This is a genomic window from Chelativorans sp. YIM 93263 (genome assembly GCF_028767125.1).
Taxonomy (GTDB): domain Bacteria; phylum Pseudomonadota; class Alphaproteobacteria; order Rhizobiales; family Rhizobiaceae; genus Chelativorans.
The window spans coordinates 508,557-534,781 of sequence record NZ_JAKCWP010000003.1 but is presented as its reverse complement, the minus strand read 5'-3'; the positions used below and the strand labels follow the sequence as shown (position 1 = coordinate 534,781).

The 26,225-nt window shown below is 61.5% G+C and carries 21 protein-coding genes, 1 tRNA gene and 1 pseudogene; 10 read left to right on the top strand and 13 right to left on the bottom strand.

The annotated features are described in order from the left end of the window. Positions 1–2 precede the first annotated feature (2 nt). The gene (gene thrC / locus LY631_RS09645) at positions 3–1,400 is read right to left on the bottom strand and encodes a threonine synthase (RefSeq protein WP_274425055.1); all 1,398 of its coding nucleotides are present in this window, start codon (positions 1,398–1,400) and stop codon (positions 3–5) included. A 174-nt stretch (positions 1,401–1,574) separates the two neighbouring features. Between thrC and LY631_RS09640 the strand changes: the two genes are divergently transcribed. Then, a complete protein-coding gene (locus LY631_RS09640) occupies positions 1,575–2,129 on the top strand; it encodes a hypothetical protein (protein WP_274425054.1) in 555 nt (184 codons plus the stop codon). Positions 2,130–2,139: 10 nt separating this feature from the next. Here LY631_RS09640 and LY631_RS09635 read toward each other — a convergent pair whose 3' ends face one another. Continuing rightward, positions 2,140–2,826 carry an HAD family hydrolase gene (locus LY631_RS09635; RefSeq protein ID WP_274425053.1) on the bottom strand — a complete coding sequence of 229 codons (687 nt, stop codon included), beginning with the start codon at positions 2,824–2,826 and terminating at the stop codon, positions 2,140–2,142. Positions 2,827–3,004: 178 nt separating this feature from the next. On the opposite strand from LY631_RS09635, the gene LY631_RS09630 reads away from it, so the two are divergent. Beyond that, complete coding sequence (locus LY631_RS09630) at positions 3,005–4,138, top strand: site-specific DNA-methyltransferase (RefSeq protein WP_274425051.1); 1,134 nt, start codon at positions 3,005–3,007, stop codon at positions 4,136–4,138. A gap of 177 nt (positions 4,139–4,315) precedes the next feature. Here LY631_RS09630 and ppdK read toward each other — a convergent pair whose 3' ends face one another. Both ppdK and LY631_RS09620 read right to left on the bottom strand, forming a co-directional pair. Beyond that, the gene (gene ppdK, locus LY631_RS09625) at positions 4,316–6,988 is read right to left on the bottom strand and encodes a pyruvate, phosphate dikinase (RefSeq protein WP_274425050.1); all 2,673 of its coding nucleotides are present in this window, start codon (positions 6,986–6,988) and stop codon (positions 4,316–4,318) included. Positions 6,989–7,408: 420 nt separating this feature from the next. Next, the gene (locus LY631_RS09620; protein WP_274425048.1) at positions 7,409–7,807 is read right to left on the bottom strand and encodes a RidA family protein; all 399 of its coding nucleotides are present in this window, start codon (positions 7,805–7,807) and stop codon (positions 7,409–7,411) included. A gap of 172 nt (positions 7,808–7,979) precedes the next feature. On the opposite strand from LY631_RS09620, the gene LY631_RS09615 reads away from it, so the two are divergent. After that, positions 7,980–8,573 (top strand): TetR/AcrR family transcriptional regulator, encoded by a 594-nt coding sequence (locus LY631_RS09615; RefSeq protein WP_274425046.1) that lies wholly within the window; start codon positions 7,980–7,982, stop codon positions 8,571–8,573. Between the two features lie 64 nt (positions 8,574–8,637). On the opposite strand, the gene smc is transcribed toward LY631_RS09615, so the two are convergent. The 3 genes from smc to LY631_RS09600 all read right to left on the bottom strand — a co-directional run bounded on the left by smc (position 8,638) and on the right by LY631_RS09600 (position 13,480). Then, positions 8,638–12,096, bottom strand: coding sequence for a chromosome segregation protein SMC (gene smc, locus LY631_RS09610; RefSeq protein WP_274425045.1), 3,459 nt, complete (start codon positions 12,094–12,096; stop codon positions 8,638–8,640). Between the two features lie 54 nt (positions 12,097–12,150). Then, on the bottom strand, positions 12,151–12,849 hold the full coding sequence (locus LY631_RS09605) for a DsbA family protein (RefSeq protein ID WP_274425044.1): 699 nt from the start codon (positions 12,847–12,849) through the stop codon (positions 12,151–12,153). A gap of 112 nt (positions 12,850–12,961) precedes the next feature. Beyond that, positions 12,962–13,480, bottom strand: a complete 519-nt coding sequence (locus LY631_RS09600) for a DUF721 domain-containing protein (RefSeq protein WP_274425043.1) — start codon at positions 13,478–13,480, stop codon at positions 12,962–12,964. A 60-nt stretch (positions 13,481–13,540) separates the two neighbouring features. Between LY631_RS09600 and mutY the strand changes: the two genes are divergently transcribed. Then, the gene (gene mutY, locus LY631_RS09595) at positions 13,541–14,647 is read left to right on the top strand and encodes an A/G-specific adenine glycosylase (protein WP_274425042.1); all 1,107 of its coding nucleotides are present in this window, start codon (positions 13,541–13,543) and stop codon (positions 14,645–14,647) included. Further along, positions 14,644–15,255 (top strand): HAD-IA family hydrolase, encoded by a 612-nt coding sequence (locus tag LY631_RS09590; protein ID WP_274425041.1) that lies wholly within the window; start codon positions 14,644–14,646, stop codon positions 15,253–15,255. The genes mutY and LY631_RS09590 overlap by 4 nt, the downstream gene beginning before the upstream one ends. 24 nt (positions 15,256–15,279) lie before the next feature. Here LY631_RS09590 and LY631_RS09585 read toward each other — a convergent pair whose 3' ends face one another. Next, a complete protein-coding gene (locus LY631_RS09585) occupies positions 15,280–15,633 on the bottom strand; it encodes a hypothetical protein (RefSeq protein ID WP_274425040.1) in 354 nt (117 codons plus the stop codon). A 161-nt stretch (positions 15,634–15,794) separates the two neighbouring features. Next, complete coding sequence (locus tag LY631_RS09580) at positions 15,795–16,703, bottom strand: MBL fold metallo-hydrolase (RefSeq protein ID WP_274425039.1); 909 nt, start codon at positions 16,701–16,703, stop codon at positions 15,795–15,797. A 133-nt stretch (positions 16,704–16,836) separates the two neighbouring features. Here LY631_RS09580 and LY631_RS09575 point away from each other — a divergent pair, with 133 nt between their 5' ends. After that, the gene (locus LY631_RS09575; protein WP_274425038.1) at positions 16,837–17,439 is read left to right on the top strand and encodes a biotin transporter BioY; all 603 of its coding nucleotides are present in this window, start codon (positions 16,837–16,839) and stop codon (positions 17,437–17,439) included. An 84-nt stretch (positions 17,440–17,523) separates the two neighbouring features. Further along, positions 17,524–18,513, top strand: a complete 990-nt coding sequence (galE, locus tag LY631_RS09570; RefSeq protein ID WP_274425037.1) for a UDP-glucose 4-epimerase GalE — start codon at positions 17,524–17,526, stop codon at positions 18,511–18,513. A 220-nt stretch (positions 18,514–18,733) separates the two neighbouring features. Here the strand turns inward: galE and LY631_RS09565 are convergent. After that, positions 18,734–20,623 (bottom strand): annotated as a pseudogene (locus tag LY631_RS09565) (polysaccharide biosynthesis protein); the annotation flags it as partial. Between the two features lie 541 nt (positions 20,624–21,164). On the opposite strand from LY631_RS09565, the gene LY631_RS09555 reads away from it, so the two are divergent. From LY631_RS09555 to LY631_RS09545, 3 genes are all read left to right on the top strand, one after another. Then, positions 21,165–21,239: transfer RNA gene (locus LY631_RS09555), tRNA-Gln, on the top strand. A 155-nt stretch (positions 21,240–21,394) separates the two neighbouring features. After that, positions 21,395–22,081 (top strand): DUF2793 domain-containing protein, encoded by a 687-nt coding sequence (locus LY631_RS09550; RefSeq protein ID WP_274425036.1) that lies wholly within the window; start codon positions 21,395–21,397, stop codon positions 22,079–22,081. Further along, on the top strand, positions 22,029–22,466 hold the full coding sequence (locus tag LY631_RS09545) for a C1q-like domain-containing protein (protein WP_274425035.1): 438 nt from the start codon (positions 22,029–22,031) through the stop codon (positions 22,464–22,466). The genes LY631_RS09550 and LY631_RS09545 overlap by 53 nt, the downstream gene beginning before the upstream one ends. A 2-nt stretch (positions 22,467–22,468) precedes the next feature. Here the strand turns inward: LY631_RS09545 and cysQ are convergent, their stop codons facing one another. The 3 genes from cysQ to cysD are packed head-to-tail and all read right to left on the bottom strand — an operon-like array spanning position 22,469 to position 26,102. Further along, the gene (cysQ, locus tag LY631_RS09540) at positions 22,469–23,290 is read right to left on the bottom strand and encodes a 3'(2'),5'-bisphosphate nucleotidase CysQ (protein WP_274425034.1); all 822 of its coding nucleotides are present in this window, start codon (positions 23,288–23,290) and stop codon (positions 22,469–22,471) included. Then, positions 23,284–25,197: a sulfate adenylyltransferase subunit CysN gene (gene cysN / locus LY631_RS09535; RefSeq protein ID WP_274425033.1), complete on the bottom strand. Its 1,914-nt coding sequence runs from the start codon at positions 25,195–25,197 to the stop codon at positions 23,284–23,286. Before cysN ends, cysQ begins: the two co-directional genes overlap by 7 nt. Further along, entirely contained in the window at positions 25,197–26,102 is a 906-nt protein-coding gene (cysD, locus tag LY631_RS09530; protein ID WP_274425031.1) for a sulfate adenylyltransferase subunit CysD, read from the bottom strand. Before cysD ends, cysN begins: the two co-directional genes overlap by 1 nt. Positions 26,103–26,225: the final 123 nt, after the last annotated feature.

Below are 26,225 nucleotides of genomic sequence, written 5' to 3'. Positions count from 1 at the left end.
CCCTAACCCCCGCCGTGACGATGACGGGTTATATAATCTTTCACCATTTTTAGATCGGAAGAAAGGACTGTGTATCGCTCTTCTCTTTCCATCAGCCCCTTCAGCGTGTCCGGCAGGGCGGGCTCGATACCGCACGCCTCCGCCACTGCTTGTGGAAACTTGGCCGGGTGCGCGGTGGATAGCACCACCATCATCTCGCCGGGCCTTGCGTCGTCGCGTGCCACCTTCAGGGCTGTTGCCGTGTGTGGATCGGCGATGTAGCCGCACCCCTCGTTGTAGGCACGAATGACCCCCGCCGTCTCCTGCTGGTCGGCCCGACCGGCGGTGAAATCCGCACGCATGGCGGAAAGTGTATCGGCGCTGATCGTAAACCCGCCCGATTGCCGGAGACCGTGCATGTATCCGCGGATCTCATCGGCCTTCCGGCCGGATGCTTCGAACAGAAGCCGCTCGAAATTCGATGACACTTGAATGTCCATCGATGGCGAAGTTGTGGCAACGACATCCCGCGTCGCGTATTCGCCTTCTGCCAGCGTCCTCGCGAGAATGTCGTTTTCATTGGTTGCGATGATCAACCGCTCGATCGGCAGTCCCATCTGCTTGGCGGCGTAACCAGCGAAAATATCTCCAAAATTCCCTGTTGGCACAGTGAACGAAACCGGCTGGTCGGGTGCGCCGAGAGTCGTTGCGGCGGTGAAGTAATAGACGATCTGGGCCATGATGCGCGCCCAGTTGATCGAGTTTACGCCCGAGAGCGAATGCTGATCGCGAAAAGCATGATCGCCGAACATTTCTTTCACGAGGCGCTGACAATCGTCGAATGTGCCCTCAATGGCGATAGCCTGCACGTTCTCGGCGTCCGATGTGGTCATCTGGCGCTGCTGCACGGGTGATATCCGGCCGTGAGGGAAGAGGATGAACACGTCCGCCCGGCTCATGCCGGCAAAGGCCTTGATGGCCGCCGCGCCCGTATCGCCGGACGTCGCGCCGACAATGGTCACCCTCTCATCGCGTTCGGCGAGCACATGATCCATGATGCGCGCCAGGAATTGCATCGCCAGATCCTTGAAGGCGAGCGTGGGGCCGTGGAAAAGCTCGAGAATGAATTCCGAAGGCCCGGTTTGCACCAGCGGACACACCGCTTCGTGGCGGAATGTGGCGTAGCTCTCGTCGATGATCCGCTTCAGCGCGTCGTCGGAAACAGCGCCTCCAACGTATGGCTTCAGAATTGCAAAGGCGGCCTCGCCGTAAGGCCGTCCCCTGAATGCGCGGATATCTTCCGTGGAAAACCGCGGCCAGGCGCGCGGCATATAGAGCCCGCCGTCCCGGGCGAGTCCCTGGAGGAGCACGTCCGAGAAGCCCAATTCCGGCGCTTCGCCTCGCGTGCTGACATACTCCATGCTCTTCACTCCGTTCTTAAGACCGCGATATTCCCTTGGCACAGCCAATCATTTAATGATTATCTACAGCCGTGGGGAGAAGCGGGAAAGAATGAGACAACGGTCGAAATCCTCCCGCTCCGTTGGTATAGAGCAGCGGCCTTGTTGTAGAAAGTGCAGTTTACGGGGTTTCCATTGTTCAAGAAGACATTTGCGGCGGGACTCATCCTTGCTGGTTCAGCCTTTCTGGCGGCTTGTCAGACCGGCGGCGTGCCGGGCGAGCCGGGTTCCCGCGACAATACCGCGCAGGGGGAAGGCGAGCCCATCCGAGCGAGCGAGTTGAGAGCCTATTGCCCTCCAGTGCGCCTGCGCGATGGCACCGCCTTCTTCAGGACGTACCAAGGCAATGCGCAGGATGATCCGGACAAGCTCATCTACCAGGCATCCATCAGCGATACTACGCGCTCTTGTGACTACAGGGCGGACGCGACGGTCATGACCGTGGGGATAGCGGGCAAGATCGTGCCCGGCCCGCAAGGCCGTACAGGCACCATCACGATGCCGATCCGCGTCGCGGTCGTCCGTGGCGATGAGGTGCTTTACTCCGAGCTGCACCGGCATTCGGTTTCGGTCAACGATACGTCCGGCGCCACGCAATTCCTGTACATCGACAACAATGTCGCCATCCCTGGTGGCGTGGAGCAGGGAATGCAGATCATCGTCGGCTACGACGAAGGCCCGTCTTCCTGATCGGATTCAGTTAGTTCGCCGCCCAGTCCGACAGCGCGTCGATAACGGTGTTCAGGTCGGCCATGCGGTGGATCGTGGTCTCCGCGCCGGCCTCCATCAGCATGTTGGCGTGATTGGGATGGCTGTGTGATGCCCCAGTGAACCCGATGACGCGCATGCCGGCCGCTGTCGCCCCGTTCACGCCGTGGACCGAATCTTCGATCACGAAGGTGCGGCCCGGCTCCGCTTCCATCTTCTCGGCAGCGTGGAGGAAAACATCCGGCGCCGGTTTCGGCTTTTGGCTGGGTGTATCCAGCGAGGAGAAGATCACACCTTCGAAGAGCGGCGCCAGTCCTGTTTTCTGCAGCATGGCCTTGATGCGCTCATCGCTGGAGTTCGAGCAAATGCATTTTCTCGTCTTGAGCGCCGCAACAGCCTGCGCGACTCCGCGAATGGGCTTCACCTCCCTACGCAGCCGCTCGTCCACTTTTGCCTCCGCGTGGTCGAGCAGTGTGGCCTGAAAAAGCATCTGCGCCTCTTTCTCGATGGAAATGAGAATGTCGCGGAAGGTGAGGCCCGAGTAGCGCGCCGCCAGTTCCTCCGGCGTGATTTCATAGCCGGCCTGGCGCAAAAGCTCCGCTTCCACCCGCGCGGCGACGATCTCCGAATCCACGAGGACACCGTCGCAATCGAAAATGACAAGGTCGGGAGCGGGCATTGCAAGGCTCTCTTGGCTGAAGGGAACGGGTAAGGTGCAAGCCAATACCCGCGAAGTGCGATTGGTTGCAACCCGCGCACCCAAAATGAGGGGAGGGGAGTTTCTGCTCGTTACGGATTATTTACCCAGTTCGGTAACCATAACGCACACTAAACAACTCTGTTCGAGGTGGGTGTAAATGTCAGCGGTGCGTCATCTTGAGGATCTTTCCTCAACCCCTGCAAAGGCCGAATGGCTGGACAAGATCGTGCGGGGAGACTGTGTTGCCGCGCTGGATCGTTTGCCGGCGAAGTCGGTCGATGTCATCTTTGCCGACCCGCCGTACAATCTGCAGCTCGAAGGGGCACTCCATCGGCCCGACCAGTCCCTGGTCGACGCCGTCGATGATGCGTGGGATCAGTTCGAGAGCTTCGCCGCCTACGATGCCTTCACACGCGCCTGGCTGCTCGCCGCCCGCCGCGTCCTGAAGCCGAACGGCACGATATGGGTCATAGGCTCCTATCACAACATCTTCCGCGTCGGCGCCATCATGCAGGATCTCGGCTTCTGGGTCCTGAACGACGTCGTCTGGCGCAAGACCAATCCGATGCCGAATTTCCGCGGCCGGCGCTTCCAGAACGCACACGAAACCATGATCTGGGCCTCGCGCGAGCGCGATACCAAGAACTACACCTTCAATTATGAATCCATGAAAGCCGCCAATGACGACGTGCAGATGCGCTCCGACTGGCTGTTTCCCATCTGCAACGGCCATGAGCGCCTGAAGAATGCCGAGGGCACCAAGGCGCACCCGACGCAGAAGCCGGAGGCGCTGCTTTCGCGCGTGATCCTGTCATCCTCGAAACCCGGGGATATCATCCTCGATCCGTTCTTCGGCACCGGCACCACCGGCGCGGTCGCCAAGAAGCTCGGCCGGCATTTCGTCGGCATCGAGCGCGATCAGGGCTATATCGATGCCGCCAACGCCCGTATCGCCGCCGTCGAGCCGCTCGAGGATGGGATCCTCGCCCCGATGCCTGGCAAGCGCGCCGAGCCGCGCGTCGCCTTTGCCAGCCTGATCGATTCAGGTCTCGTCACCCCCGGCACGCAGCTCTTCGACAGGAAGAAGCGTTGGGCCGCCAGTGTGCGCGCGGACGGCACCATCGCGGTAGGCCAGGAAGCCGGCTCGATCCACCGCCTAGGGGCTCATGTTCAGGGGCTCGATGCCTGCAATGGCTGGACCTTCTGGCATTTCGAGCAGGAGGGCGCTTTGAAACCAATCGACGAGCTGCGCCGGGTTGCCCGCCAGAATCTGCTCGCCGTGGGCGCCTGAAACAACTGCTTCAGAGTAGATGGCACGCGGGTGGCGTTCGGAAACGTCGGTGAAATTGGTTCCACTCAGGCGTGGGTCCTCGGGTCAGGTCCGAGGAACGACTGTGGGATGCCCCCGCGAAATTTCACAGTTCGCCACAATCAGCATCGCCGTTGACGGTGGCGAACGCGGTTCCCTCTACCCGTCAAGCCTAGCCCGGCAGGCTGCCTGTGCGGCGGCCAGGCGGGCAATCGGCACACGGAAGGGCGAGCACGAAACATAGTCGAGCCCGACGCTCTCGCAGAATGCGATCGATGACGGGTCGCCGCCGTGCTCGCCGCAAATGCCGAGCTTCATCGCCTCCCGCGCTGCCCGCCCGTTATCCGAAGCAAGCCTGATGAGCACGCCGACGCCATCCTCGTCCAGTGTGACGAACGGATCCCGCTCGATGATGCCCTTCTGGCGGTAGACATCCAGAAAGCTCGATGCGTCGTCGCGCGAGATGCCGAATGTCGTTTGGGTCAGATCGTTGGTGCCGAAGGAGAAGAACTCCGCCTCCTTCGCGATCTCGCCCGCATTGAGCGCGGCGCGCGGCAACTCAATCATTGTGCCGACGAGATACTCGATTTCTACGCCGCGCTCGTTCATCGCTTCCTTCGCGGCAGCATCGATAATGGCTTTGACGAAAGAAAACTCGGATGCGACAGCCACCAGCGGCACCATGATCTCCGGCACCACGGGCGCGCCGGTTTTCTGCGCGGCCTCGATTGCCGCCTCGAAGATGGCGCGCGCCTGCATCTCCGCCATTTCCGGATAGGTGATGGCTAGCCGGCAACCGCGGTGGCCGAGCATTGGATTGAATTCATACAGACTTTCCGCTCGCTGGCGAAGCTGCTCCGCCTCCACGCCCATCGCAGCAGCCACTTCGGCGATCTCTTCCTCCGTCTTGGGCAGGAATTCGTGCAGCGGCGGGTCGAGCAGGCGGATTGTCAGCGGAAGCCCTGCCATGATCTCGAAGAGCTCGGTGAAATCGGCCCGCTGCATCGGCAGCAGTTTTGCAAGTGCCGCCCGCCGCTCCTCCGACGTGTCGGCCAGGATCATCTCGCGCATGGCGGCAATGCGTTCCTCGTCGAAGAACATGTGCTCAGTGCGGCTGAGCCCGATTCCCTCCGCGCCGAAGGAGCGTGCCGTGCGCGCATCCGCGGGTGTTTCGGCGTTGGCGCGCACCTTCATGCGGCGCAACTCGTCCGCCCATTCCATGATGGTGGAGAAATCGCCGGAGAACGCCGGCTGCGTCATCGGCACCGCGCCGTTGAGAACCTGCCCTGTTGACCCGTCGATGGTGATCACTTCGCCGCGTTCGAAAGTCCGGCCCAGCGCCGACATGGTACCCGCGCGATAGTCGACCTGGATCGTGCCCGCACCGGAGACGCAGGGCTTGCCCATACCGCGCGCGACCACCGCCGCATGGCTCGTCATTCCGCCGCGCGTGGTCAGGATACCTTCCGCCGCGTGCATGCCATGTATGTCCTCGGGGCTCGTTTCCACGCGCACCAGGATCACCTTGTGCCCGCGCCCCTTCATCTCTTCCGCCTCGTCCGAGGAGAAGACGATCTCGCCCGTCGCCGCCCCGGGGGAGGCTGGCAGGCCGGTGGCGAACATGTCGCGCTTGGCATTCGGATCGATCGTCGGGTGAAGAAGCTGGTCGAGCGAGGCCGGGTCGATCCGGCACACGGCCTCGCCACGCGTGATCAGGCCTTCATTCGCCATATCTACCGCGATCTTCAGCGCCGCCTTGGTTGTGCGCTTGCCCGAGCGGGTCTGCAGCATCCACAGCTTGCCCCGTTCAATCGTGAACTCGAGGTCCTGCATGTCGCTGTAATGGCTTTCCAGCTTGTCTGCGATCTCCACGAAAGACGCGAACGCCGCCGGCATGATCTTTTCCAGCGAGGGCTGGTCGGAGCCGGCCTCCAGCCGCGCGGCTTCCGTCAGGTTCTGAGGCGTTCTGATGCCCGCTACCACGTCTTCACCCTGCGCATTGACGAGAAACTCGCCATAAAGGCTCTTCTCGCCGGTCGAGGGGTTGCGCGTGAAGGCAACGCCGGTAGCCGAGTCGTCCCCCATGTTGCCGAACACCATGGCCTGGACATTGACTGCCGTGCCCCAGCTTTCGGGGATTTCGTGCAGCCGGCGGTAGGTGACCGCACGCGGGGTCATCCAGCTCGAGAAAACAGCACCGATGGCACCCAAGAGCTGCTCTTCCGGCTCCTGCGGAAAGTGATGCCCCAACTCGCTCTCGACCCGCTCCTTGTATTGCGCGATCACGCGCCTCCAATCCGCCGCCGAGAACTCGGTATCGACATCATAGCCGTGTCGTCCCTTTTCATCTGCCAGGATTTCCTCGAAAAGATCGTGATCAAGGCCCAGCACGACGTCGCTGTACATCTGGATGAAGCGCCGATAGCTGTCATAGGCGAAGCGCGGATCGCCGGACTCGGCCGCAAGCGCCTCCACCGTCACGTCGTTGAGGCCGAGATTGAGAACAGTGTCCATCATGCCCGGCATGGAGGCCCGTGCCCCGGAGCGCACGGAGACGAGTAGCAGCCGTGCCGGGTCGCCGAAGCGCCGCCCCGTCGCGCGTCCGACCTCTTTCAGCGCCTCGCCCACCTGCTCGCGCAGTTCCGGAGGATAGGTGTGGCCATTGGTAAAATAATGCGTGCAGACCTCGGTGGTGATCGTAAAGCCCGGCGGTACCGGCAGGCCGAGATTGGACATTTCGGCAAGATTTGCGCCCTTACCACCGAGAAGGTTCCGGTCGGAAGCGCGGCCCTCGGCTTTTCCATCACCGAAACAGTAGACCCATTTGGTCATGCAATCCTCCAGCAAGTCTGCTGACAAGGCGATAGCCGAAAAACGTTCTCTACTCCAAGGGCTCGTTTCCGCATCGCTAAGGAAAATCGATTTAGGCCCTGTGGATAGGTGTATTTCCTGCGCGAGCCTACGGATTTCGCTCTTTTTTCAGGAGAATAAGGCCGACGCCGACGAGCGATATCCTCTTTTCCCCGGACCGAATTTGTCCTCAGGCTGTCTCGTACGGACCACGGAACATCATAGCCTTCCGGCTGGTCGTCCGGAAGGCGCGGCAATGATTATGGCCGGGCAAACATTCTCTAGTTCTCCGCCTTGCGCTCTTTGCGGTGCTGATATCGCTGTGGTCCGGCAAAGCACGCGATGAGCAAAACTGTTGACCGGAGCGTGTCCTGGATCAGGACCGCTCCGGCAGGAAGAAAGCTATGCCCCTTCAGGAATCCGGGCAATGACCTTGATCTCGAAATCAAACCCGGCGAGCCAGTTCACACCGACAGCGGTCCAATTTGGATAGGGCGGGCTCCCGAAGATCCGGTTCTTGACGGCCATGATGGTCTCGAACTGGTTTTCGGGATCCGTGTGGAACGTGGTCACATCGACGATGTCGTCGAAACTGCAGCCCGCTGCTTCCAGCGTTGCCTGGAGATTGTCGAAGGCCAGTTGGACCTGACTCCCGAAGTCAGGTTCGGGAGTACCGTCAGGATGGCTGCCAACCTGCCCGGAGACGAAAAGGAGATCGCCGGATCTGATCGCGGCTGAATAGCCGTGTGCCTCGTAAAGTGCATGCCTGTCGGCAGGGAAAATTGCGTCGCGCTGCGTCATTCTTCAATCCTTCTTCATCATTGCTGGATGGCACTCGATGAGCGGAACGCCACGCTTCGGGCGCTTTACACGCTGCCGCACATTTCTATATACGCCATGTATGTGAAGTAGCTGATATACGCAGCGTATGTCAATCCATATACGAAGCGTATGTGAGCATAGGAGTTGCGAGATGGCAAAGCGACGCGTCGAGATGATGGAGGAGAACCGCGCAAAGCTGATCGTGGCCGCGCGAAAGGCGTTTGCCGAGAAGGGGTACGCTGCCGCCTCGATGGACGAATTGACCGCCGAAGTCGGCCTGACGCGAGGGGCGCTTTACCACAACTTCGGGGACAAGCGCGGGCTTCTGGCCGCAGTCGTCAACCAGATCGACGCTGAAATGGCGTCGCGGGCGCAGGAGATCGGTTCCCGGGCGGACGACCCGTGGGAAGGGCTGCTTGCAGAGGGGGCGGCCTACATCGAAATGGCGCTCAATCCCGAAGTGCAGCGTATCGTGCTGCTCGACGGACCAGCGGTCCTTGGAGATCCATCCCAATGGCCCAGCCAGAACAGTTGCCTGCAGGCGACAAAGCAGACAGTAGAGCGGCTGATCGTGAAAGGAATTCTGAAGCCGGTCAACGCGGAGGCCGCCGCCCGGCTTCTGAATGGGGCCGCGCTCAATGCAGCCCTCTGGATTGCGGCCAGCGAAGAGCCGGAGGAAATTTTTCCGAAAGCTGTCGAGGCCTTCCGTTGCTTGGCCACAGGTCTGCTAGCAAAACCGATGTGATCTCACCCATCGCTGAACAAGTGCGCCAGAATCCGTGCGCTTGCAGCGTGGCTGTTAAAGGGCCCTAGCTCGCCTCGCGCATCTGCTCGGCGGTCTGGAGATCGACGGAGACGAGCTGGCTGACGCCCTGCTCGCCCATGGTTACGCCGAAGAGACGATTCATGCGCGCCATGGTGATGGGATTGTGCGTGATGAGGACGAAGCGCGTCTCTGTCGAAGCGGCCATCTCGTCCATGAGATTGCAAAAGCGCTCGACATTGTGGTCGTCCAGAGGCGCGTCGATCTCGTCGAGCACGCAGATCGGCGCCGGATTGGTCAGGAACACCGCGAAAATCAGCGCCATTGCCGTCAGGGCCTGTTCGCCGCCCGAAAGCAGCGTCATGGTCTGCGGCTTCTTGCCGGGCGGCCGGGCGAGGATTTCCAGCCCCGCATCCAGCGGATCATCGGATTCGACCAACTGCAGTTCCGCCGTGCCGCCGCCGAATAGATGCGTGAACAGGCGCTGGAACTGACCGTTCACCACTTCGAATGCCGCTAAGAGCCGCTCGCGTCCCTCCCGGTTCAGGCTCTGGATCGCCTGGCGCAGCTTGCGGATCGCCTCGATCACGTCCTCGCGCTCACCGACAATCGTTTCCAGCCGCCCGGAAAGCTCCTGCTGCTCCTCCTCTGCGCGAAGGTTGACCGCGCCCAGCCGCTCGCGTTCGATCTTCAGCCGCTCCAGTTGCTTCTCGACATCGACCGCCTTGGGCAAGGGCTCGTCCGGCGCCAGCTCTGCATGGCGCAGCGCCAGATGCGGTGGCACGTTGAGCGCCTGCTGGATGCGTGCTTCGGCCTCCTTGCGCCGCTGCTCGGCTGCCGTCTGCCGCTCTTCCGCGCGCACGCGGTTTTCCCGCGCGCCGGCCAGAGCCTGGATGGCGTCGCTAGCTGCCTGGTCGAGCCCCTTTTGCCGATTTTCTGCTTCCTGCAGCTTGTCGGCGGCTTCCTTGCGCGCGGCCTCGGCCTCGGAAATCTGCGAGAGAAGCTTGCGCCCGCGCGCCTCGATCTCGTCCGGCGCATCCGCCAGCTTCTCCATCTCGCCGGCGGCATCCGCGCGCCGCTCGGAAAGCGAGGCGATCTGCTTGTCGGCGTTCTCGGCGCGTGCGGTCCAGCTCTTGCGCTCCTCCGCAATCGCATCGAGGCGCTTGCGGCGGGCCTCGGCCTCGCGCTTCAGCCCGTCATGATTGGCCCGAGCCTCTGATGCGCGCGCCCGCGCCGCCGAGACCTCGGTGTTGGCTCGGTCGAGCTCGGCCTGGAGCTCGGAAAGGTCCGGCGCATCGGCGAAGGCGGCCTCAGCTCCGGCGACTGCCTTCAGCGCTTCTTCGTGGTCCTCCGCCAGCCGGCGTCGGGAATCCTCCAGCGCGGAGCGCCGGCTTGCAAGTTCGCCGGATGCTTTCTCCGCGCTTGCAAGAGCATCCCGCGCCGCACTTACCCCTCGCTGGGCCTCGCGAAGGCGCTCGCGCGCGAGCCGCTCGCCTTCCACCGCCTGCTTCACGGCCTCGCCCGCAGCGGCGAGGGCCGTTTCGGCGTTTTGCAGCTTTTCGCGCGCCGCCGCTCCCTCGCTTTCGAGCTCGGCGAGGCGGTTCTTCTGCGCAAGCCGTTGAGCGGCCGCGGTCGGTGCGTCGGCACTGGCGATGTAGCCATCCCAGCGCCATAGCGCGCCATCGCGTGTGACAAGCCGCTGGCCGGGTTGCAAAAGCGCTTGCAGGCGCGGCCCGTCCTCCGGTTCGACCACTCCAATCTGTGCCAGCCGTCGAGACAGTTGTTCCGGCGCGCGGACCTGTTTCGCCAGTGGCTTGGCGCCTTCAGGCAGTGCTGGGTCGTCGCCCGCTGGCGCAATCGAGCTCCAATGCGCCGGGGCTTCGGCATCGAGCGGCACGTCCAGATCTTCCCCCAGTGCCGCACCCAACGCCGTTTCGAAACCGCGCTCCACACGCACCTGCTCAAGAACGGCGGGGAAGCGGTCATGGCCACCGGCATTGAGGATCTTGGAAAGCGTGGCGGCCTCCGTCTCGATGCGCTGCACCTCCGCGCGCGCTTCGTTGACGGGCTGGCGCGCTGCATTCTCCGCCGCGCGTGCTTTGGCCACCACGTCTTCAGCTTCCGCCGACGCCTTCTCGGCCTCATCTTGTGCAGCAGTCGCCCGCTCAAGCTCTTCCTGCTTCTTCGCAGGGTCTGGCAGGGCGCCAATTTTTTCGTTCAGCTCGGTCAGCTGGCGGTCCGCGCTCTCCAGTTGCCCGGCAAGGCGATCGCGCCGCTCCGCGCTCTCGCGCGTGGCGCGCTCGGCCTGCGAACGGGTCGCGGAAGCCTCAGCTTTTTTGGCCGTCAGCGCAGTCAGCGCCTCTTCGTGACCGGAAAGCTCAGTCGAGGCCTTTTCCAGTGTGGCGCGCATCTCCACCTCGCGCTCACCGGAGCCGGCCTCGGCTTGCTTCAGCCCGGCTTCTTCCTCATCGAGGCGCTTTAGCGTCTGCGCGTTATCGCTGACCATCTGCTCTTCGCGAGCGATGTCGGCGTCGAACTGCTCTATGCGCTTTTGCAGTTCCGCCGCCCGGTCGCGAACGCGCCGCGCCTCCTCCTCCACCTGGGTGCGGGCCAGCGTCAGGCGCTGCAGGGCGGCGGCGGCGGCGGCTTCGGCATCGCGCAATTCCGGCAGGCGCTTGGCCGCGATCGCCTGCTCCTTCGCCGCCTCCATTTGCGCGCTTGCCCGCTCGCCCACCTCAGCCGTGGCCGCGGCGAGGGCGGATTTCGCCTCTGCCTCCTGCTCCTTGGCCTGTGACCAGTTGAGATGCAGCAGGATCGCCTCGGCTTTTCTGATCTCGGCGGAAAGTTTCTTGAAGCGGTTCGCCTGCCGCGCCTGGCGCTTCAGGCTTTCGATCTGGCTTTCCAACTCGCCGACCACATCGTCGAGCCGTTCAAGGTTCTGCTCCGCACCGCGCAGGCGCAACTCGGCCTCGTGACGCCTGGTGTGCAGGCCGGAGATGCCCGCCGCTTCTTCAAGAAGCGCCCGGCGGGCCTGCGGCTTGGTCTGAATGAGTTCGCCGATACGCCCCTGTCCCACAATGGAGGGCGAGCGGGCGCCGGTGGACTGGTCGGCGAAAAGAAGCTGCACGTCGCGGGCGCGCGCTTCCTTGCCGTTGATGCGGTAGACCGAACCCGCCTCGCGCTCGATGCGGCGGGAGACCTGAAGTTCGTCCTGATCGTTGAAGGCTGCCGGGGCGGTGCGGTCGGAATTGTCCAGAAAGAGAGTGACTTCCGCCGTGTTGCGCGCCGGGCGCGTCGCCGAGCCGGAGAAGATGACATCGTCCATGCCGGAGGCGCGCATGTTCTTGTACGAGCTTTCGCCCATCACCCAGCGCAGAGCTTCGACAAGATTGGACTTGCCGCAGCCATTGGGGCCCACGACGGCCGTCAGGCCCGGCTCGATAATGAATTCGCCGGGCTCGACAAAAGATTTAAAACCAAGAAGGCGGAGCTTCGTGAACCTCATGCGCGTCCGCCCCGGCGCGCATCGCGGTGCTTGCCGATACGGCTGATGCCTGCGTTAGAGCAGGGGATCGATAATCGCCGACATCTGCGCAATCGACATGGCTCCCGAATACTTCTTCCCATTGATGAAGAAGGTGGGCGTCGCCTCCACGCCAAAATTCTCCGCAGCGCGTGCGCGCACCGACCTCACATCATCCAGGAGTTGCTGGTCCGTCAAGCATGCCTCGAAGGACTCCTGTGTAAAACCGGCGAGCCGCGCGATGCGTAGCAGTTCGGCGCTGGCGTTTTCAGCGCGTGCCCATCTGCTCTGCTGCTCGAAAAGCACATCGACCATGGGGAAGTACTTGTCGTCCGCGCAGCGCGCAAGCATGAAGCCGGCCTCGGCCCGCGGGTCGAACGGGAACTCACGCATGATAAAGCGCACCTTGCCCGTGTCGATGTACTCCTCCTCGAGCGCCGGGAACGTGTTGTTGTGGAAATTGGCGCAATGGCCGCAGGTCATGGATGCATATTCGATGATCGTTACGGGCGCATCCTCATCTCCAAGCGCCTTGTCGGGCAGCGCTCCGGACGCCATCAACTCATCCACGTCGGCCGTGCCAGACGATGCGGGTGCATCGACCGCCGCGGTCGTGGCATTCGACGGCGCGTCGTCGGCGTTGGCCTGCCCGTTATCGCTGCAGGAGGCCAGCACCGGCAAGGCCATGAGGACAACGAGAGAAGTGAGAATACGCCTGCGCGTCAGTTCAATCATGCGAATCACCAAGTTAGACCCAGATTTTACTCCCGACGGGAGCGTTCGTCATTTTTGCACGTAATTAAAGGCAAGTGTCCCGTTCCGCCAATCGCTAATTGACGCAGATCGCTCACGAATTCGCGAGGTCTGTCTTGCGCCGCGTAGACAAAACGCTCTCGCCGAGGCGTTCGAGGCTTGCGCGCAGCCCCTCGTCTTCTATCCCCGCGGTCATGCCGGCGAGCTTGCTTTTCTCGTCTGCCGTCAAAGGGCGGGGACGCGGGCGCGGCTTCACCGCAGTTCCGGAGACGGGCTTCTGAACGATCTTCACCCGCCCGATCGCGCCAAATCCCAGGAAAGCATTGGCGCGAGCGATAATCTCCGATGTCTCGTGCTGGACATGGAGGGCGGCTGGGCCCTCGCACGCGATGACCAGAGTTGCCGGCTCGAATGGATCGTCCTCTCTTGCACGCCGCGGCCAGGCGACCTTTTCCGGGCGGGTGCGTCCGGCCAGCCGCTCGCCGACAATCTCGCTCCAAGACTGAACAAGATCGATCGAAAGCCCTGCACGTCGGCGCAGCACCGGATCGATCAGCTCGCTGGCGAGATCGCTAACCGGGATGGGGTAGTTACCGTACTTTCGTCCTGCCATCCGAAGATACCTTGCTCCACCGGGCAACCTAACGCATAACCGCCGCCGATGACATCGCAAATGACGGCAGAAAGAGAGTTAAGCGAGGCGCCCGGGCGCGCGCTTCTCGCCTGGTACGACCGCCACCAGCGGCAACTTCCCTGGCGACTCTCTCGCAGTGAAGCAGGGCAGGGGCTCCACCCCGATCCCTACCGCGTGTGGCTATCCGAAATTATGCTGCAGCAGACCACGGTTACCGCGGTAAAGCCCTATTACGACAAATTTCTGGCGCAATGGCCCAACGTCGAGGCGCTTGCCGCCGCCGAAACCGACGAGATCATGCGAGCGTGGGCCGGGCTCGGCTACTACTCCCGCGCGCGGAACTTGAAGAAATGTGCGGACATGCTGGTTGACCGGCATGATGGTGAATTTCCGAACACCGAAGCCGAACTGAAGAAGCTGCCAGGCATCGGCGACTATACGGCAGCGGCGATCGCGGCCATCGCATTCGGCAGGCCGGCGGCGGTCGTCGACGGCAATGTTGAACGCGTCATGTCCCGCTTCGCCGGAGTGGAAACGCCGCTGCCTGCGGCCAAACCGGAAATCAAGAAGCTGGTCGAGGCTATCCTGCCTGCCGAGCGCCCGGGTGACTTCGCACAGGCGATGATGGACCTCGGCGCGACGATCTGCACACCGCGCCGGCCCTCCTGCATTCTGTGTCCTCTAACCGGCGATTGTATCGCCCGTCGGCAAGGCGCGCAGGAGCGTTTTCCGCTCAAGGCACCCAAGGCGGAAAAGCCCTTGCGCCGCGGGGCGGCCTTCGTGGCGGTGCGGGAGGATGGGGCGGTGCTCCTGCGCCGGCGCCCGGAAACCGGTCTGCTGGGCGGAATGTGTGAGGTGCCGACCACCGCGTGGAACGCGCGCCAAGATGGTCGAGAGGACATAACGGCAGCTCCCTTCACCGCCGACTGGCAGGACTGCGGCACGGCCCGGCATGTCTTCACGCATTTCGCGCTGCAGCTATCGGTTTACAAAGCGCTGGTTGGGAACGATATGGCAGCGGTGGGTGGTTGGTGGTCGCCGTGCGACGTGCTTCATGGGGAAGCCCTGCCGAGCGTCATGAAAAAGGCGATCGAAACGGCTATACCCGGCGCGACCAAACGAAAAAGGGAAAAAGCGGCAAAATGAGCGAAGTTCGGCATATCGTGTTCGATATCGGCAAGGTCCTCATCCACTACGATCCGGATATCCCGTATTCCCGCCTTATTCCCGACGCGGCAGAACGGCGCTGGTTCTTTGAGAATGTATGCACCCACGATTGGAATCTGGAGCAGGACCGGGGCCGCGGCTGGGACGAGGCGGAGACCGCGCTGATTGCCCTTCACCCGACGCATGAAGAAAATATCCGCGCTTTCCGTAAGCATTGGCACGAGATGGTGTCGCATGCCTATGACGATTCCGTCGCCATTCTCGAGGAATTGGTCGACTCGGATCACGACGTGACCATGCTCACCAATTTCGCCGCCGATACGTTTATCGAGGCGCGCGAGCGATTTCCCTTCCTCAGCCGCCCGCGTGGCGTCACCGTCTCAGGGGAAATCCGCATGATAAAACCGGATCGCGAGATTTACGACCACCACATCGCGAACTTTGATCTGGAGCCGGCGGCTACTCTTTTCATTGATGACAGCCCGAAAAATGTGGCCGGGGCCAAGGCTGCGGGCTGGAAAGCGGTGCAATTCATCGATGCCGAAACGCTGCGCGAGGATCTCCGGCGGCACGGATTGGCCGTTTGAGGTTACCGACGCTAGGTAACACCGCTATCGGTTGAGTTTTCCCATCAGGTCGGCATAGGCTTTTGCGAGGCGCGCGGCAGGCATCTCGCTGGTTTCTGCATCCTCCACGCGCAGCGGCCCACCGTCGGTCGGCTGCGCGACAATTGCAAGCTTGCGCTCGCCATCGGCGTCCAGCGCAACAGCCGCGACCCAATCGCACCCTGCCACGCCGCCCATGCGCGTGCGAAAAAGGAGAGTTCCGCCGATTCGCTCCAGCGCCTGACGCACCGAGCCCTCAAAACCTTTTTCAACAAAATCCTGATGCTGTAAGGCAAGCTCGAGTTCGACAATCTCAAGCGTAGGGACGGGCCCACCTGACCGTACCGTCGATTTTTCCATTAACTTCCATCACTTCCTTGCCCCCCTTGGGCCGGAGTTGAACGCACGAAGCCTGCAAAGGTTCCATGCGCGCTCGAACTATGGCCGATTCGGCATAGGCGGGGCCATCGTTATATGTATTCTCAAGACATATTGCGGCCGGCAGATACTCTGCTGGGCTCTCAAGCTGGAGAAAAGCGCGCTTCCAAGGAAGGCGTGTTGTCCGCCTTGGCTCGCCCCCGGCTGACGAGGTCTTCCAGATGCGCTAGCACCGACAGCGCGGCCGCGCCATGAAGGCGCGGATCCGTATCCCGGTAAATGCTTTTCACAATTTCTGGAATACGGCGTTCGCCGGCGCGCAAGCGCTCCAGGATCGCTCGTTCGCGCATTTTCCGGTGCGTCTTCAGCCCTCGCATGAACTGCCGGGGGTTTCCCACCGGCCCGCCGTGTCCGGGCAAAAGAAGGTAATCGTCACGCTCAAGCAACCGGTCGAGCGAAGCCATATAGTCCGTCATGGCTCCATCCGGCGGGGCAACGATCGTGGTCGACCAAGCCATCACGTGGTCGGCGGAGAACGTGATGCCCGTGCCCTCCAACGCGAAGGCGCAGTGATTTGCCGTGTGGCCAGGCGTGTGGAGCGCGCGCAGCTTCCAGCCATCCCCCTCAACCAACTCACCATCGGCAAGCGTGAGGTCCGGGCGGAAATCCGCATCAGCGCTGGCGTCGAGTGGGTTTATCTCGCCGATCTCGAGAGGCCGCGCCGGTCTATGCGGTCCCTCGGCGGCGGTTTGGGCGCCGGTTAGTTCCGCAAGCCGCGCGGCCAGCGGCGAGTGATCCCGATGTGTGTGGCTGACCAGAATATGGCTGACCGGCCGTCCGTCCAAGGCGCGCATCAGGGCGGCTAGATGAGCTTCGTCTTCGGGTCCCGGATCGATGACTGCGAGCGGTCCCTTGCCGCCCACAATATACGAGTTTGTGCCATGGAAGGTGAACGGACTCGGATTGGGCGCCGTGATCCGACGGATGTTCGGCACCACCTCAACAGCCTCGCCATGGCGCGGCTCGAACCGCGTGTCGAACTCCAGAGCCATCAGGCAACCCATCCCCGTTTGCGAATGTTGCGCCGCTTTTCGTGTATGCAGATCGCGAGCATGTTGCCGCTTATCATGGAAGCGAATATAGAGAAACGAACCATTTCAAAGGAACCATTCCCTGGAGGCTCTCATGCAGGCGACTGCTTCTCGTTCGCTAGTTTCTCTCTCGCTACCCGAGTCCGGCGCGTCACGCCTGTTGACGCAGGGACTGCTCGCAGTTGCCGGTACGCTTCTTCTGACGCTCTCGGCCAAGACGAAAGTCGTGCTCGGCCCGGTCGACATATCGCTGCAGACGCTGGCGGTGCTCGGCATCGCCGCGGGTTTTGGAGCTCGCTTGGCTGTCGCTACGCTTCTACTTTATCTTGCGGAAGGCGCTATGGGGCTGCCTGTATTCCAGAGCGCGCCGGAGCAGGGTGTCGGTCTGGCTTATATGATGGGCCCGACGGGCGGCTATCTGCTCGGCTTTGTGGCCATGGCGGCCATTGTCGGCTCTGCGGCGGATCGTGGCTGGGACCGCAGTGTGGTGAAGCTCTTCGGCGCGATGCTCGCCGCCGAAGTGGTGATGATGGCGCTCGGCTTTGCCTGGCTTGCGGTTCTGCTCGGCGCAGGCAACGCCTGGACGTTCGGCGTCCTGCCTTTCATCCTGCCGGATCTCATGAAAGTTGCCCTTGCTGCCTGCCTGGTGCCGGCGGGGTGGACGCTGCTGGGACGGTTCGGGGCTGGCCGGTCCTGAGCGGCTCGCGAAAAGCTGTGCCTGACGTTTGATCGAGGCCATGGGCATATTGCCCATGGCCGTTTTTGATTGGGGAGCGGGAAATTGACAGTCCTGGTGACGGGTGGAGCGGGCTATATCGGAAGCCACATGGTGTGGGAGCTCCTGGACCATGGAGAGGAAGTGGTGGTGCTCGATCGCCTTTCCACCGGCTTCGACTGGGCCGTGCCGGAAGCTGCCGAGCTGGTGATCGGTGATATCGGGGACCAGAAGCTGGTCGAGGACGTTATCAAGCGGCGCTCGGTCGACGCGATCATTCATTTCGCCGGCTCGATCATCGTGCCGGAGTCGGTCGCAGATCCGCTCGGCTACTATCTCAACAACACCGTCAAATCACGCGCGCTGATCGAGTCCTCAGTTCGTTGCGGCGTGCGAAACTTCATCTTCTCTTCCACCGCCGCCGTTTATGGCAGCCCGGAGGCAAGCCCGGTGACGGAAGACGAGCCGCTCACGCCTGAATCGCCCTACGGTACCTCGAAGCTGATGACCGAAATCATGCTGCGCGACACGGCCGCGGCGCATGATTTTGCCTATACGGCTCTACGCTATTTCAATGTTTCGGGCGCGGATCCGAAAATGCGCACCGGCCAATCCACCAAGGGCGCCACGCATCTGATCAAGGTCGCGTGCGAGACCGCGTCGGGAAAGCGGTCGTACATGGAACTTTTCGGCGAGGATTACCCCACGCGCGACGGCACCTGCGTCCGCGACTACATCCACGTTTCGGACCTCGTGAATGCGCACTATCTGGCGCTCCAGCGCTTGCGTGAGGGCGGCGGCAGCCTGGTGGCCAATTGCGGCTACGGCCGCGGCTATTCCGTGCTGGAAGTGATTGACACGGTCAAGCGCGTGTCGGGCAAGGATTTCCAGGTGCGCAAAAGCGACCGCCGACCGGGCGATGCCGTGGCCATCGTGGCAAGCGCCGAACGGTGTTTCAATGAACTGGGATGGAAGCCGCAGCACGATAATCTGGAGGAAATCGTCAGCCACGCCCTGCGTTGGGAAGAAGTGCTTGCGCGGCGAAACCGACTTTGAGAGAGGCTGCGTGGTTTCACTTCTGACTTGACCGCGTTTTCACCACCGCCTTTGTCGACTTCCCGACCCTACCGCCGTTGGCAGGGCGGTCCAAACCAACCCGAGAACTCTAATTTTTCGCTTGTAAAGGCGCTGCCAGGGGAACAGAGCTGATCCCGCCTTTCAGAGAGACGCTTTCAACAGTGATATCCTGATCTTGAGCGGGCTTCAGGAGGTCCTTGCTCCACAGAACATCCGCGATATCACTCGAAGGAGCGTAGCCGGTTGGCGCGCTTCTAAGGATCGCCCGTATAGAGTTGATATCGTTATCGGCAAAACGGGCGGACAGCTGATCGAGCAGCCTTTGCAAGTCCGGCCAGGACATGGATCTTTCTTTAGCGGTCAAGATACGAGGATGGTCGGTTCTTGTTGTTGTGTTGTCGATGAGAAGCTCTTCGTAGAGTTTCTCCCCGTGTCGCAGGCCGGTGAACACGATTGGAATATCGCCCCCTGCATCCTTATCGGCGGAATTCGGAAAATAGGGCGTAAGGCCGGAAAGCTTAACCATCCGCTTTGCCAGATCTACGATCCGGACGGGTTCGCCCATGTCCAATACGAAAACATCTCCACCTTTTGCCATCGCCCCCGCCTGAATGACGAGCTGTGCAGCCTCATGAATGGTCATGAAGTAGCGCGTGATCTCCGGGTGGGTCACGGTGATGGGGCCGCCGGCTTCGATCTGTTGGCGAAAACGCGGAATAACAGACCCCGAAGAGCCGAGGACATTCCCGAATCGGACCATGGAGAAGCGGGTTTGCGTTCGCTCCGCCAGCGCCTGGCAGATCAATTCGGCCATGCGTTTGGAAGCGCCCATGATATTTGTGGGTCTCACCGCTTTATCGGTCGAAATCAGAATGAAATTTTCGATCCCGCAGGATGCAGCCGCCCTGGCAACATTCAATGTACCAAAGATGTTGTTGCGTAGACCTTCAATCACGTTCTCCTCAACGAGAGGAACGTGCTTGTAGGCCGCGGCGTGATAAACGGTATCGATATTGAAGAACGTGAGTGTATTCTCGACGCGGCTGAAATCCTGAATCGAACCAAGCACCGGTATGATTTCAACGTTCAGTTCGGCCGCGAGCGCTTTCAGCTCCATGTCTATTGAATAAAGCGCTATCTCGGAGACGTCGAAGAGAACCACCTTTGCCGGTCGATATTGGATAATCTGGCGGCACAATTCGCTACCGATGGATCCCCCGGCGCCCGTGACCAGGACGGCTTTTTCACGAATATTGGCATCCATGAGTTCGACACGAGGAGGAACCGGATCACGCCCGAGGAGGTCTTCGATCGGGACTTCCCGGAACTCGTTGATCTGCGCATCTCCGGAGACGAGATCGGCAATACCCGGAATGGTCTGAATGTGCACAGGCAATGGCTCGAGCCGCTCGAGTATGGCTTTGCGTGCCGTCCGTGAGGCGCTTGGGACGGCAAGAAGGATCATCTGAGCCTTGCGATTGCTGACGAGTTGCTCAAGCGAATTGGGCGAGTGGACACGATAGCCGCCGATGTCGGTGCCTTGCAGAGCGACGGAGTCGTCTACGAGCGCAACCGGCGCGTACTCTCGCCCGTGTTGGAGAGCATTCAGCAATTGGCGTCCGGACTCTCCCGCTCCGTAGACGATAACGCGTGTCTTCTGCTGGTCTTGCTGGTGCAGAAACAACAATTGCAGAAGGAAACGCGCTCCACCGACCGAAATTGTGGCCAACACCGCGTAAATTGCCGGAACAGACCGGGGGATCGGCAGGTCGAGCAGTTGAGAGAATGCGAAGAGCGCAACCGATGAGGCAAATATCCCGAGCAGGATTACGCGAAGCGCCCGTCTCGAAATATAGCGGATGACGGATCGGTAGAAGCCGAGCTGCATAAAGGCGATGATGGCGACCGGCAACGACAGTGCGATCGCCAGCCATACCTCAGGCTTTGAAGCGAAATCGAAATGCTCGAGGCGCAGCGCCATCGCGGCTGCGAAAGTCACTACGACGATAAACGAATCGGCAATGATCTGGATTGCCAACTTCTGCCGGCGCTTCAATTGAAAGAGTCTTGATAGAAGCTTTTCAATCATAGTCCTCAATTCCAAATACCGGCAGCATTATACTGAGTCATGTGGAGGGATTGTGTTTCGATCGCGCAGCGCGCCGGGGATGCGGAAAACTCCGATTTCGTCGTGGCTGATCCTCGGGATCCCCCTTCCCACGGACCAGTTCCTGACTTGAGAGGCTCTCGCTCATATCACGCACCAAAAGCAATCCGTCCGCACCGCCTGATGAGCAGATATCATTTGTCAGCGGGAATATAGGAAAGCAGGAAGCTGCACAAGCTATCGCAGAATCTGACCACGGCACTTTACGTCACAAGTTTTTCGGCAGTTCTACAAGATTAGACGTTAGCCGCGCAAGATTCGCCATAATGGAGCTGATTTTCACGAGCAAGCGACCTAACGCCACTGCGCAAGCACCTGGTCGTGAGGCCAGTCGGGGGTGCGGGGCGGCATAGTGGCCGCTGTGTTGTGAGTGTGCATATACGACGCATTCGGCGTTGCGTCGGCGCGCCCAAGCCTTTATATGGGCTGCATCCAGGGATTCCCCCCTAAGTCCCGGAAAAATTGGGGCGTAGCCAAGCGGTAAGGCATCGGTTTTTGGTACCGTGACTCGCAGGTTCGAATCCTGCCGCCCCAGCCAAACTGGATGTCCGGTTGCAATGTGGCTCCGCGGGGCCTCTTTCATCGCGCGGGAACGCGATCAGCGCACCTCGATATGAATACTGCTGTCCGCAGCGATTTTATCCCCGCCCTCGAGAACGGTCTTACTCTTGTGCCAAGCACAGGAGGTATCGCATGGACGAGACCGCGAATTTGAAACTTCCCTTCATCCTGCCCTCACAGGCACAGAAGCACGTCACGCTAAATGAAAGCCTGTCGATGCTCGACAGCATCGTGCAGCTTTCCGTCATTGATCGTGATTTCACCGATGCGCCCGCAGAGCCGGCTGAGGGCGATCGCTACATCGTGCCGGCTGGCGCGAGCGGCGCCTGGGACAGGCGGGACGGGCAGGTCGCCGCTTTTCAGGATGGGGCGTGGAGTTATTTTCAGCCACGGCCCGGCTGGCAGGCATGGGTGGCCGATGAAGGTCGCTTTGTCGTATGGGATGGCAGCGCCTGGAACAGCAGCAATGCGGAACTCCAGAACGTCCCCCTGCTTGGCGTGGGGACGGAGGCCGATAATGAGAATGTCTTTTCCGCCAAGCTGAACAAGACACTGTGGGCAGCGAAGCATGTGGGCGAGGGGGGCGACGGCCACTTGCGCTACACGATGAATAAGGAGGCATCTGGCAACATCCTGTCGCTGCTCATGCAATCGAACTGGTCGGGCCGGGCGGAGCTCGGCCTCATCGGGTCGGACGATCTTTCGTTCAAGGTGAGTCCTGACGGGAATACCTGGCACGAGGCGATCCGCGTGGACCGCGCGACTGGTGTCGTCTCCGAGCCGGCATTGCCGCGCTTTCAAGGCATTCACCGACCATGACAATTACGTCGGGCTCGATGCCTGGACGACGATTGCGATTAACGTCACCGAATACAATGACCAGGGCTTCTTCGACACCGCCGCGAACCGATTTACCGCGCCTGTGGCAGGAACATACCTCTTTGGCGCATCGCTGCTCTATAAAGTGAACAACACGACGGCTTCTCGCATGCGCGCACGGATGCTGCTGAACGGCTCCAGTGTGATCAAAGGTACCTTGGGCGAGGTCTCCGGTGCGCACCAATCGCTGGCGACGGCGCTGACACTCACTACGCTCGTGCCGCTCTCGGCTGGCAACACGGTGGAGCTACAGGGCTATTTCCGCGAGGATGACGGCTATTTCGCCGCCGACCACACGACGTTCTGGGGCGTGAAAGTCGGGTAGACTTATGCGGCGCGTCCCTCTGCGATGAAGAACGGGTTGGCGAAGGCTTCAAGGCCCTCGCCATCCTTGGGGCCGTAGGTGAGGGTGGTGCCGTCAGTATTGACGGTCCGCCCTCCGGCCGCGCGCAGCACCGCATCGCCGGCTGCCGTATCCCACTGCATGGTCCGCCCGAAACGAGGATAAAGATCTGCCTCGCCGGCAGCGAGCATGCAGAATTTGAGCGAGGAGCCGACGGAGACGGTTTCCGCGCCCGAATAGCGGGCGATGAACTCCGCCGTCTCCGGCGTGGCGTGGGAGCGGCTTGCGACGATTACAAGCGGCGCGCTGCGTGCTCGCGTCTTGATCTCGCGGCGGCTGCCAATGGAAAGGCCGCCTGGGCATTGCGCCTCGAAGGCCACACCCGGCCGCCCCGAGTAGAGCGTGGTGCGTGCGGGCGCGTAGACTACGCCCAGAACAGGCGTGCCATCTCGCACGAGCGCGATATTGACCGTGAAGTCCTGCCTGCGGTTGATGAACTCGCGCGTCCCGTCGAGCGGATCGACCAGCAGGAAATCACCGTCGCAGACCGGCAGAACGCCAGCGGAGGCGGCTTCTTCCGAGACACAAGGCGTGGCGCCCAGCTTTGTTCGAAGGCCATCGAGGATGATGCGCTCGGCTGCGCGATCCGCTTCTGTGACCGGAGAGGCATCCGCCTTGTGGTCGACATCGAAGCCGGCCTCGAAGTGGCGCATGATCTCGCGGCCTGCGGCAAGCGCCAGTTCCTCAAAGAAGGCCAGCAGCTCGGTCTCGTTCCGCGGCAACTGGGTCGCGGTTTCCGTCAGCAATAGCCACGCTCCTTCAACCAGCCTTCTAGGTCGTCCACCAGTTCCTCGGGCGAGCGGCCTGCAGTGCGCAGGTGAACGTCGGCGCGCTCGGGCTCCTCATAGGGCGAGTCCACGCCGGTGAAGTTCTTGATCTCGCCTTTGAGAGCCCGGGCATAAAGCCCCTTCGGATCACGTCGAGCACATTCCTCGAACGGGGTGTCGACGAAAACCTCGATGAACTCGCCCTCGTCCATCAGATCGCGCGCCATGCGCCGTTCCGACCGGAATGGTGAGATGAAGGAAACGAGCACGATCAATCCCGCTTCCGCCATCAGCCGGGCGACTTCGGCGACCCGGCGGATATTCTCCACCCGGTCTTCCTCGGTGAAGCCGAGATCGCGGTTAAGCCCGTGCCGTACATTGTCGCCGTCGAGGATGTAAGTGTGGCGGCCTTCCGCGTGCAGCTTCTTTTCCAGGAGATTGGCAATGGTCGACTTGCCGGAGCCCGAAAGCCCGGTGAACCACAGCACAGCTGGTTTCTGGTGCTTCTGTTCGGCGCGCGAAGCTTTCGAGACGTCGAGTGACTGCCAGTGGATGTTGTCCGCCCGGCGAAGCGCGTACTGGATCATGCCTGCACCGACCGTTGCGTTGGTCAGCCGGTCGATCAGAACGAAGGCGCCCGTGGTGCGATTTTCCTGAAAGGGGTCGAAGGCGATGGGCGCCTGAAGCGAGAAGTTGCACACGCCCACTTCGTTGAGAGCCAGGCTCTTGGCCGCCTCATGGGCGAAATTGTTGATGTTCACCCGGTGCTTGAGCGAAGTGACCGTGGCGCTCACCTCATCCGTTTCCGTGCGCAGCAGATACGGTCTGCCGGGCATCAGCGGATGCTCGTCGAACCAGACGAGATTGGCCGCGAACTGGTCCGCCACCTGCGGGCGGTCCTCCGGGGCGGCGAGCATATTCCCGCGCGAAACGTCAATCTCGTCCTCCAGGACAAGGGTGACCGCTTCGCCTTCGGCCGCCTCTTGAAGATCACCGTCGTATGTAACGATGCGTTTTACGCGCGAGGGCTTGCCCGATTTTGCGACCACGATGTCGTCGCCGACGGCCACGGTGCCCGAGGCGATCGTACCGGCGAAGCCGCGGAAGTCGAGATTGGGTCGCGAGACATACTGGACCGGAAAACGGAACGGCCGCTCACGCGCATCCTGCTCAACGTCCACCGTCTCCAGGTGACTTAGAAGGGAGGGGCCCGAATACCAGGGCGTATTTTCCGAGGCGTGGGTGACGTTATCGCCATAACGCGCGGACATTGGGATGGCCTGGATCGAGGCAAAGCCGAGATCCTTGGCGAAGGCCTCGAAGTCGGCCTTGATGTCGTTAAAGACGTCGCGGTCGAAATCGACGAGATCGATCTTGTTCACCGCCAGAACGATATGCCGGATGCCCAACAGCGAAGCGATCATGGAGTGGCGCCGTGTCTGCGGCAGCACGCGCTGGCGCGCATCCACCAGCACGATTGCGAGATCCGCCGTTGAGGCGCCTGTCGCCATGTTGCGCGTGTATTGCTCATGGCCCGGCGTGTCGGCGACGATGAACTTGCGTTTCGGCGTGGCAAAGAAGCGGTAAGCGACATCAATGGTGATGCCCTGCTCACGCTCGGCCTCCAGCCCGTCCACCAGGAGAGCGAAGTCGATTTCCTCGCCCGTGGTGCCGTATTTTTTCGACTCCTGTTCGAGTGCGGCAAGCTGATCCTCGAAAATCAGCTTGGTATCGAACAATAGCCGGCCGATCAGTGTCGACTTGCCGTCGTCCACGGAACCGCAGGTGAGAAAACGCAGGAGCGTCTTGTTGCCTTGGTTCGCCAAATAGGAGCGGATGTCCTCCGCCTGCGCTTCGGGAAGCTGTTCCTGCTCCGACTTCAGCATCAGAAATACCCTTCCCGCTTCTTCTTTTCCATCGAGCCTGCCTCGTCTCGGTCGATCAGCCGCCCTTGCCGCTCGGAGGTCCGGGCCGTGAGCATTTCGGAGACTATATCCTCAAGCGTTTCGGCATCGGAGTCGATTGCACCCGTCAGCGGATAGCAGCCCAGCGTACGGAACCGTACTTTCCGCTCTTCCACAGTCTCGCCCGGCTGCAACTTCATGCGGTCGTCATCGACCATCGTCATCATGCCGTCGCGGTGCACGATCGGGCGCTTCTTGGCGAAGTAAAGCGGCACGATCGGGATGTCTTCCTGCAGGATGTATTGCCAGATATCGAGCTCGGTCCAGTTCGATAGCGGAAAGACGCGAATGGATTCGCCCTGCGCCACGCGGGTATTGTAGATCTTCCACATCTCCGGCCGCTGGTTCTTCGGGTCCCAGCCATGGCTGGCGGTGCGAAAGGAGAAAATGCGTTCCTTGGCGCGGCTTTTCTCCTCGTCGCGCCGGGCGCCGCCAAAGGCCGCGTCGAACTGATACTTGTCCAGCGCCTGGCGCAGCGCCACGGTCTTCATCACATGAGTGTGGACGTTCGAGCCATGCGTGAACGGCCCTATGCCCTCGCGCACGCCGTCCTCGTTGATATGGACGAGAAGATCGAAACCGCGCTCACGCGCCATGCGGTCGCGGAACTCGATCATCTCCCGGAATTTCCAGGTCGTATCGACGTGAAGGAAAGGAAAGGGCGGCTTGGCGGGATAGAAGGCTTTCATCGCCAGGTGCATGAGCACCGATGAATCCTTGCCGACCGAATAAAGCATGACGGGCCGGGAAAAAGTCGCGGCCACCTCTCGCATGATGTGGATCGACTCGGCTTCCAGCCGTTGGAGATGGGTGAGCGTTGCCGGCATAGATGTGTCTCCGACGATTTTCTGGGACCGGCTTTTCCGGCGTGAAACTGCTCTGGGGATACCACGGGGACTATGGCGCCCTCAAGGCGACGCAACCCAACCGAAGCCGCCGATTGACGTGCA